Source organism: Bartonella taylorii 8TBB (assembly GCF_902825155.1).
In the GTDB taxonomy this organism is placed as follows: Bacteria; Pseudomonadota; Alphaproteobacteria; order Rhizobiales; family Rhizobiaceae; genus Bartonella; species Bartonella taylorii_A.
In genome coordinates, this window is the sequence record NZ_CADEAG010000085.1 from 1 (window position 1) to 519 (window position 519).

Below are 519 nucleotides of genomic sequence, written 5' to 3' on the forward strand. Positions count from 1 at the left end.
TTCATTCTGCTTAACAAGACTGTCTCCCACCACTTTGTTAATCTCATTCTTAAGCTCTTTATGAATATTCGTGAAAGAACTTCCTACACCGGCAAATGCTTCTGCTACACTGTCATAGCTCTCCTCTTCAACATCACTGCCATCTTCCTTGACTGTTTTAACCTTGAAGCTTGGAGCTTTCCATTGGCCATCCTTATACTCAGCACCGCCACCTAAATATGTCGCAAATGTGTCACCAAGCGCGTAAAGCTGGCTTCCATTAACCGCATCCGTTGAACTTTCTGAAAGCCTTCCTGCTTTTACACCTGAAAGGGTCCGATCCGCTCCAGTTTTGTTGGCGATATTAATTTCACTGCCTTCTACTTCTTTACCAATATTAATAAGATTTGTTGCTTCATTCTGCTTAACAAGACTGTCTCCCACCACTTTGTTAATCTCATTCTTAAGCTCTTTATGAATATTCGTGAAAGAACTTCCTACACCGGCAAATGCTTCTGCTACACTGTCATAGCTCTCCTC

1 pseudogene is annotated in these 519 nt (G+C 42.0%); it reads right to left on the reverse strand.

The annotated features are described in order from the left end of the window. Positions 1-519: pseudogene (locus tag J7R13_RS08750) on the reverse strand (Vomp family autotransporter); the annotation flags it as partial.